The organism is Dietzia sp. CQ4, from assembly GCF_014145125.1.
Classification (GTDB): Bacteria; Actinomycetota; Actinomycetes; order Mycobacteriales; family Mycobacteriaceae; genus Dietzia; species Dietzia natronolimnaea.
Genome location: NZ_JAALDZ010000005.1, coordinates 1 through 5982 on the forward strand (window position 1 = coordinate 1; position 5982 = coordinate 5982).

Here is a 5982-nt window from a genome sequence, read left to right on the forward strand (position 1 = left end):
CCCCGCGCCCGCCAGCGCCCCCCGCGCCCGCCAGCGCCCCCCGCGCCCGCCAGCGCCATCGAAAAGAGCGTTCCGCGCATCTGCTCTCGGCCGATGGGTGCGGAACGCTCTTGTCGTTGTGGGTGGGTGTGCGTCGCGGGAGGTCAGTCGTTGGCGTGGAGCGCCTCGTTCAGCTCGACGCCCTCACGCTTCCACGGCACGGCCTCGACGGCGCCGGAGACGGAGTTGCGCCGGAACAGCAGATTGTCCATCCCGGAGAGCTGGCCCGCCTTGACGGGCTCGCGATCGGCCCAGGCCCCGGCCCGGACGTCCACCTTGGTCCCGGCGGTGACGTAGAGCCCGGCCTCGACCACGCAGTCGTCGCCGAGCGAGATCCCGATTCCGGAGTTGGCACCCAGCAGGCAGCGCTCGCCGATCGAGATGGTCTCCTTGCCGCCGCCCGAGAGGGTTCCCATGATCGACGCGCCGCCACCGACGTCGGAGTCCGCACCGACCACGACACCGGCCGAGACGCGTCCCTCGACCATCGACGGCCCGAGGGTGCCGGCGTTGAAGTTGACGAACCCCTCGTGCATGACGGTCGTCCCCTCCGCCAGATGGGCACCCAGTCGGACGCGGTCGGCGTCGGCGATCCGGACCCCGGACGGGACCACGTAGTCCACCATCCTCGGGAACTTGTCCACGCCGTAGACCGTCACCGGGCCGCGGGCGCGCAACTTGGCACGCACCATCTCGAATCCCGGTACCTCACAGGGGCCGAAGTTGGTCCACACGACGTTGGCCAGTGTCCCGAACAACCCGTCCATGTTGGCGAAGTGCGGCCGGATGAGGCGGTGGGAGATCAGGTGCAGCCGCAGGTAGGCGTCGTAGGCGTCGGTCGGGGCCTGCGTGAGGTCCTCGATCTCGACCCGCACCGCGACCCGCTCGACACCGCGATCGGCGTCGGGTCCGGTGAGGGGAGCCAGCTCCTCGGGGACCTCGTCACCCGACAGGATCCGGTGGCCCCCCTCGGAGGCCGCTCCGAGCTGGGGCGCTGGGTACCACACGTCGAGGACGGTGTGATCGGACGTCAGGGTGGCGATTCCGGTGGCCACGGCTCCGTGTGCACTCATGCCCCCGATGCTAGCGGTCGGCCCCGGCGCGTACCGGCCACGGGCATCTAAGGTGGACGCCGTGACCGCCGCCCTCGATCTGACCGCCGACCCGGTCGACCTCACCCGCGCCCTCGTCGACATCGCCAGTCCCTCCCGGGAGGAGGCGGAGATCGCCGGCGCCGTCCACACGGCGCTCGCATCCGTGGTCGCCGGTTTCACGGGTCCGGCCGCCGGGCGGACCGAACTCGTGCGGGACGGCCACCGCGTCCTGGCCCGCACCTCGAGGGGGTTGCCGACCCGGGTGGTGCTCGCCGGACATCTCGACACCGTCCCGGTGGCGGACAACGTCCCGTGCCGACTCACGGGTGAGGGAGCCGATCAGGTCCTGCACGGGTGTGGGACCGTCGACATGAAATCCGGCGACGCCGTGTTCCTCCACCTGTTCGCGACCCTGGCGGACTCCGCCGAGCTCGCGCACGATCTCACGTTGGTGCTCTACGACTGCGAGGAGATCGAGGCGACCGCGAACGGTCTCGGGTTCCTCGAACGGACCCACCGGGACTGGCTCACGGGGGACGTGGCGATACTCGGCGAGCCCACCGGCGGCCTGATCGAGGCGGGCTGCCAGGGCACCCTCCGGATCCGGGTCCACGCCCGCGGCACCCGAGCCCACTCGGCGCGGAGCTGGTTGGGGGACAACGCCGTGCACCGCCTCGCCCCGGTGCTGGCGGCGCTGGAGAGGTACGGACCGCGCTCGGTGGACATCGACGGCTGCGTCTACCGGGAGGGGCTGCAGGCCGTGCGGATGTCCGCGGGCGTGGCCGGCAACACCGTCCCGGACGAGGCGTGGCTCGACGTCAACTTCCGCTTCGCGCCGGACCGGGACACCGATGCCGCTCTCGCGCACGCCCTCGACGCGCTCGGGTTGACCGGGGCGGGCCCAGTCCCCGCCGACGGGGAGCCGCCGGGAGACCCCGGTCTGTACTGGGAACTCACCGATCTGTCCCCGGGTGCACTGCCCGGCCTCGGCGCCCCGGCCGCGGCCGAGCTGGTGCGCGCGGCGGGCGGACGGGTGCGGGCCAAGTACGGATGGACCGACGTGTCACGGTTCGCCGCCCTGGGCGTCCCGGCCGTCAATCTGGGTCCGGGCGACCCCGGCCTGGCGCACACACGGGACGAGCACTGCCCGGCCACCCAGATCACCGAGGTGGCCGAGGTACTCCGCGCCTACCTCACCACCTCCGGCTGACCCCGACCCGACACGACCCGCGCCCGACACGGCCCGGACCTGATACGACCCCGGACCCCGCGAGCCCGGACATCACGAGCCCGGACCCCACCCCAGTAGGAGACCACCCCTGATGGCACCGAACGATTCAGTACACCTGCGCGGCCCGCTCCTCCTGCGACGGGACAAGGGCGGCGATCGCACGACCACCGACCAACGGCTGTTGGACACCAACCAGGACACCGACTGGTTGCACACCGACCCGTGGCGGGTCCTGCGCATCCAGAGCGAGTTCGTCAACGGGTTCGGCGCGCTCGCGGAGCTGCCCGACGCGGTGAGCGTCTTCGGGTCCGCGCGGACCCGCCCGGGTGATCCCGCCTACGAACAGGCGGTGGAGCTGGGGCGGGCGCTCGCGGAGGCGGGTTACGCGGTGGTCACGGGCGGCGGACCGGGTCAGATGGAGGCGGCCAACAAGGGCGCGTGGGAGGCGGACGGTGAGTCCGTGGGCCTGGGGATCGAGCTGCCCATGGAACAGGGGATCAACCGCTGGGTGGACCTGGGGCTGCACTTCCGCTACTTCTTCGTCCGCAAGACGATGTTCGTCAAGTACACGCAGGCGTTCGTCTGTACCCCGGGCGGCTTCGGCACCCTGGACGAGTTCTTCGAGGCCATCACCCTGGTCCAGACCGACAAGATCACCCGGTTCCCGATCGTCCTGCTGGGAGTGGATTTCTGGACCCCGCTGGTGGACTGGATCCGGGGAACCCTGGTCGAACAGGGGATGATCTCGGCGTCCGACCTCGACCTGTTCCTGGTCACCGACTCCGTGGCCGAGACGGTGGAGTACATCCGCGAGGCGCACCACCGGGCCGCGCTGACCGCCGAACAGCGTGAAGACCTGTACGGCGAGGAACACCGGGGGGTCGAGCGTTGATGGCACCGGTTCCCGGCCGTCGGGTCTGCGTCTACTGCGCCTCCTCGACCCACGACCCCGGGCTGCTGCAGATCGCCACCGAGGTCGGCAACGGGATCGCCCGTCGTGGATGGTCTCTGGTCTCCGGCGGCGGCAACGTGTCCATGATGGGCGCGGTCGCCGAGGCGGCGCGGGACGGCGGAGCCCGGACCGTCGGCGTCATCCCCGAGGGGCTGCGGGTGCGTGAGGTGGCCGACACCGCTGCGGACGAGCTCGTGGTGGTCACCACGATGAGGGAACGCAAACGCGAGATGGAGGAGCGCTCGGACGCGTTCCTCACCCTGCCCGGGGGGATCGGCACGATGGAGGAGATGTTCGAGGTGTGGACGTCCGCCTCGCTCGGGTTCCACCACAAGCCGGTCGTGCTCTACGACCCGATCGGCTTCTACCGACCGCTGTTGGACTGGGTCGGCGGGCTCGTCGAGTCGGGGCTGGTCAAGCCGCAGGCGTTCGACAGCCTCGTGGTGTGTGACGACCTGGAGGCGGCGCTCGACGCCTGCGGAGGCCGGCGGTGACGCCACCGGGCGCGACGCCGCCTCCGACGCTCTGCGGGCGCCCCGTCCCGGTGGACCGACCTCTGGTGATGGCGATCGTCAACCGCACGCCGGACTCCTTCTACGACCGTGGAGCGAGCTTCACCGACGTGGCGGCGATGCACCGGGTCGACCGGTGCGTGGAGGACGGCGCGGACATCCTCGACATCGGTGGGGTCAAGGCCGGTCCCGGCGAGCTGGTGGACGCCCGGGAGGAGCTCCGGCGGGTGGTGCCCTTCATCGAGGCGGTCCGGGACAGACACCCGGGCGTGGTCATCTCCGTGGACACCTGGCGCGGCTCGGTCGCCCGCAGCGCCCTGTCCGCCGGCGCCGATCTGGTCAACGACACCTGGGCGGGGCACGATCCCGAGGTGCTGACCGCCGCCGGCGAGGCGGGGGCGGGGTTCGTGTGCTCCCACACCGGGGGTGCGGTCCCGCGCACCCGGCCCTTCCGGGTGGGATACCCCGACGTCGTCCTCGACGTGGTCTCGGAACTGTCCGCTGCCGCCGAACGGGCACTCGCCGCCGGGGTCCCCGAGGACGGGATACTGGTCGACCCCACCCACGACTTCGGCAAGAACACCTTCCACGGTCTCGAGCTCCTGCGGCGGATGGACGAGATCGTGGCCCTCGGTCATCCCGTCCTGATGGCGCTGAGCAACAAGGACTTCATCGGCGAGACCCTGGACGCGGGAATCGACGACCGCGCCGAGGGCACCCTGGCGGCGACCTCCGTCGCGGCGATGATGGGCGCCCGCGTGTTCCGCACCCACGACGTGCGTGCGACGCGCCGCTCGGTGGAGATGGTGGCCTCCATCTTGGGAACCCGCCCACCTGCGCGAACGGTCCGCGGGCTCGCCTGACTCGGGCGGGTCCACCGCCGCGAGGCGTGTGCCAGACTGGAGGCCCGGCCCGGACCAGAGAGAGGCTCCCGCGCATGCTCACCATCGTCATCTATGTGGTGGTCACCCTGATCGTGGCGGCGGCGCTCTACGCCCTGTCGATCGTGGTCTTCGGCCGTTCGGAACCGCTGCCGGCGGTGGCGCGGGGACACACGGTCACGATGCTGCCCGAAGGGCCGCTCACCGGCGACGATCTGCGATCGGTCCGATTCGGGATGTCCGCGCGGGGGTACACGATGTCGGAGGTCGACTGGGCGCTCGAGGAGGCGGCGACGGAGATCGACAGGCTCCGCGCGCGACTCGCCGGGGAGGGAAACGTCGGGGAGTCCTCCGACGGGGCGGACCCAGAACGCGCTCCCGCGTCCGGGCACGGTGTGACGCGCTAGAATCGGCAACATCCACTCAGCGATACCGCACGTGGGCCCGGCCGTCCTCACAGGACGCGGCCCACTGCCAAGGACGAAGGGAATCGACCCGATGGCGGCTATGAAGCCCAGGACCGGTGACGGACCGATGGAAGCGGCCAAGGAGGGCCGCGGGATCGTCATGCGCGTCCCTCTCGAGGGTGGCGGACGCCTCGTCGTGGAGTTGACCCCCGACGAGGCGAAGTCGCTCGGCGCGGAGTTGACCCAGGCCATCTCCTGATCGTCCCCTGCTCTGGCGAATCGACGCACCCGGCCCACGCGGCGGGTGCGTCGATTCGGTTCCACGGAAGGTTCTCCCGATGTCCGAGGTCCCCTCGCGTCCACTCCCCACCGTTCGCGTAGCTCGCGGATCGGACCCCGCCACCGGATGGTCACTGGTCACCCGGGCCCCGGAGGAGGGCCGACCCCTCCGCGGCCGCGCCGTGGAGGCGCGGACGAGCGCGGTCGACGGCCGGCCGGTGGTGGAGGTCGAGATCGACGCGACGGCTCCCCGTCCCGGATGGTCGGGAGCGGTGGACGTCGGCATCGGGTACCGCCGGGCGGGTGCGGCCGTGGCCAGACACCTGCGGGATGCGCGGCGGACCGACGAGGTCGGGGTGTCCGTTCCCGGAACCGTCCCGCCCGACCGGGTCGGCGATCTGGTCCTCGGATACCTGTTGGGTGCGCGCGGTCAGGACGTGTTCGCCGCCGACCCGGCGCCGGTGGCGCCGGACCTGGTGGTGCGGGTCTCGCCGGGATCAGGGGAGGACGACGACGAGGTGGTCGTCCGCGACGCGGTCGCCGCGGCCGAGGAGGCCGCCCGTGCCACCGCCCTGGCCCGCGACCTC

At 71.7% G+C, this 5982-nt stretch carries 7 protein-coding genes and 1 pseudogene; 7 read left to right on the plus strand and 1 reads right to left on the minus strand.

The window, feature by feature from the left end; genetic code table 11:
* Positions 1-143 precede the first annotated feature (143 nt).
* A complete protein-coding gene (gene dapD / locus G6031_RS00250) occupies positions 144-1112 on the minus strand; it encodes a 2,3,4,5-tetrahydropyridine-2,6-dicarboxylate N-succinyltransferase (RefSeq protein WP_182652069.1) in 969 nt (322 codons plus the stop codon).
* A 7-nt stretch (positions 1113-1119) separates the two neighbouring features.
* Here dapD and dapE point away from each other — a divergent pair, with 7 nt between their 5' ends.
* From dapE to G6031_RS00285, 7 genes and pseudogenes are all read left to right on the plus strand, one after another.
* On the plus strand, positions 1120-2343 hold the full coding sequence (dapE, locus tag G6031_RS00255) for a succinyl-diaminopimelate desuccinylase (protein WP_182652070.1): 1224 nt from the start codon (positions 1120-1122) through the stop codon (positions 2341-2343).
* Between the two features lie 112 nt (positions 2344-2455).
* On the plus strand, positions 2456-3256 hold the full coding sequence (locus tag G6031_RS00260; RefSeq protein ID WP_179525595.1) for a TIGR00730 family Rossman fold protein: 801 nt from the start codon (positions 2456-2458) through the stop codon (positions 3254-3256).
* Positions 3256-3810, plus strand: a complete 555-nt coding sequence (locus tag G6031_RS00265) for a TIGR00730 family Rossman fold protein (protein ID WP_179525594.1) — start codon at positions 3256-3258, stop codon at positions 3808-3810. Before G6031_RS00260 ends, G6031_RS00265 begins: the two co-directional genes overlap by 1 nt.
* Positions 3811-3878: 68 nt before the next feature.
* The gene (folP, locus tag G6031_RS00270) at positions 3879-4691 is read left to right on the plus strand and encodes a dihydropteroate synthase (RefSeq protein ID WP_179525593.1); all 813 of its coding nucleotides are present in this window, start codon (positions 3879-3881) and stop codon (positions 4689-4691) included.
* 74 nt (positions 4692-4765) lie between these two features.
* The gene (locus tag G6031_RS00275) at positions 4766-5116 is read left to right on the plus strand and encodes a DivIVA domain-containing protein (protein WP_179525592.1); all 351 of its coding nucleotides are present in this window, start codon (positions 4766-4768) and stop codon (positions 5114-5116) included.
* Between the two features lie 91 nt (positions 5117-5207).
* A complete protein-coding gene (locus G6031_RS00280) occupies positions 5208-5375 on the plus strand; it encodes a DUF3117 domain-containing protein (RefSeq protein WP_107747298.1) in 168 nt (55 codons plus the stop codon).
* 79 nt (positions 5376-5454) lie between these two features.
* A pseudogene (locus G6031_RS00285) lies at positions 5455-5982 on the plus strand (leucyl aminopeptidase); the annotation flags it as partial.

What these genes read in the sequence shown, in the direction of transcription:
- G6031_RS00260 (WP_179525595.1), top strand. Translation starts at nt 2,456, where the DNA reads ATGGCACCGAACGATTCAGTACACCTGCGCGGCCCGCTCCTCCTGCGA.
- dapD (WP_182652069.1), bottom strand. Translation starts at nt 1,112, where the DNA reads ATGAGTGCACACGGAGCCGTGGCCACCGGAATCGCCACCCTGACGTCC.
- G6031_RS00275 (WP_179525592.1), top strand. Translation starts at nt 4,766, where the DNA reads ATGCTCACCATCGTCATCTATGTGGTGGTCACCCTGATCGTGGCGGCG.
- folP (WP_179525593.1), top strand. Translation starts at nt 3,879, where the DNA reads ATGGCGATCGTCAACCGCACGCCGGACTCCTTCTACGACCGTGGAGCG.
- G6031_RS00280 (WP_107747298.1), top strand. Translation starts at nt 5,208, where the DNA reads ATGGCGGCTATGAAGCCCAGGACCGGTGACGGACCGATGGAAGCGGCC.
- dapE (WP_182652070.1), top strand. Translation starts at nt 1,120, where the DNA reads ATGCTAGCGGTCGGCCCCGGCGCGTACCGGCCACGGGCATCTAAGGTG.
- G6031_RS00265 (WP_179525594.1), top strand. Translation starts at nt 3,256, where the DNA reads ATGGCACCGGTTCCCGGCCGTCGGGTCTGCGTCTACTGCGCCTCCTCG.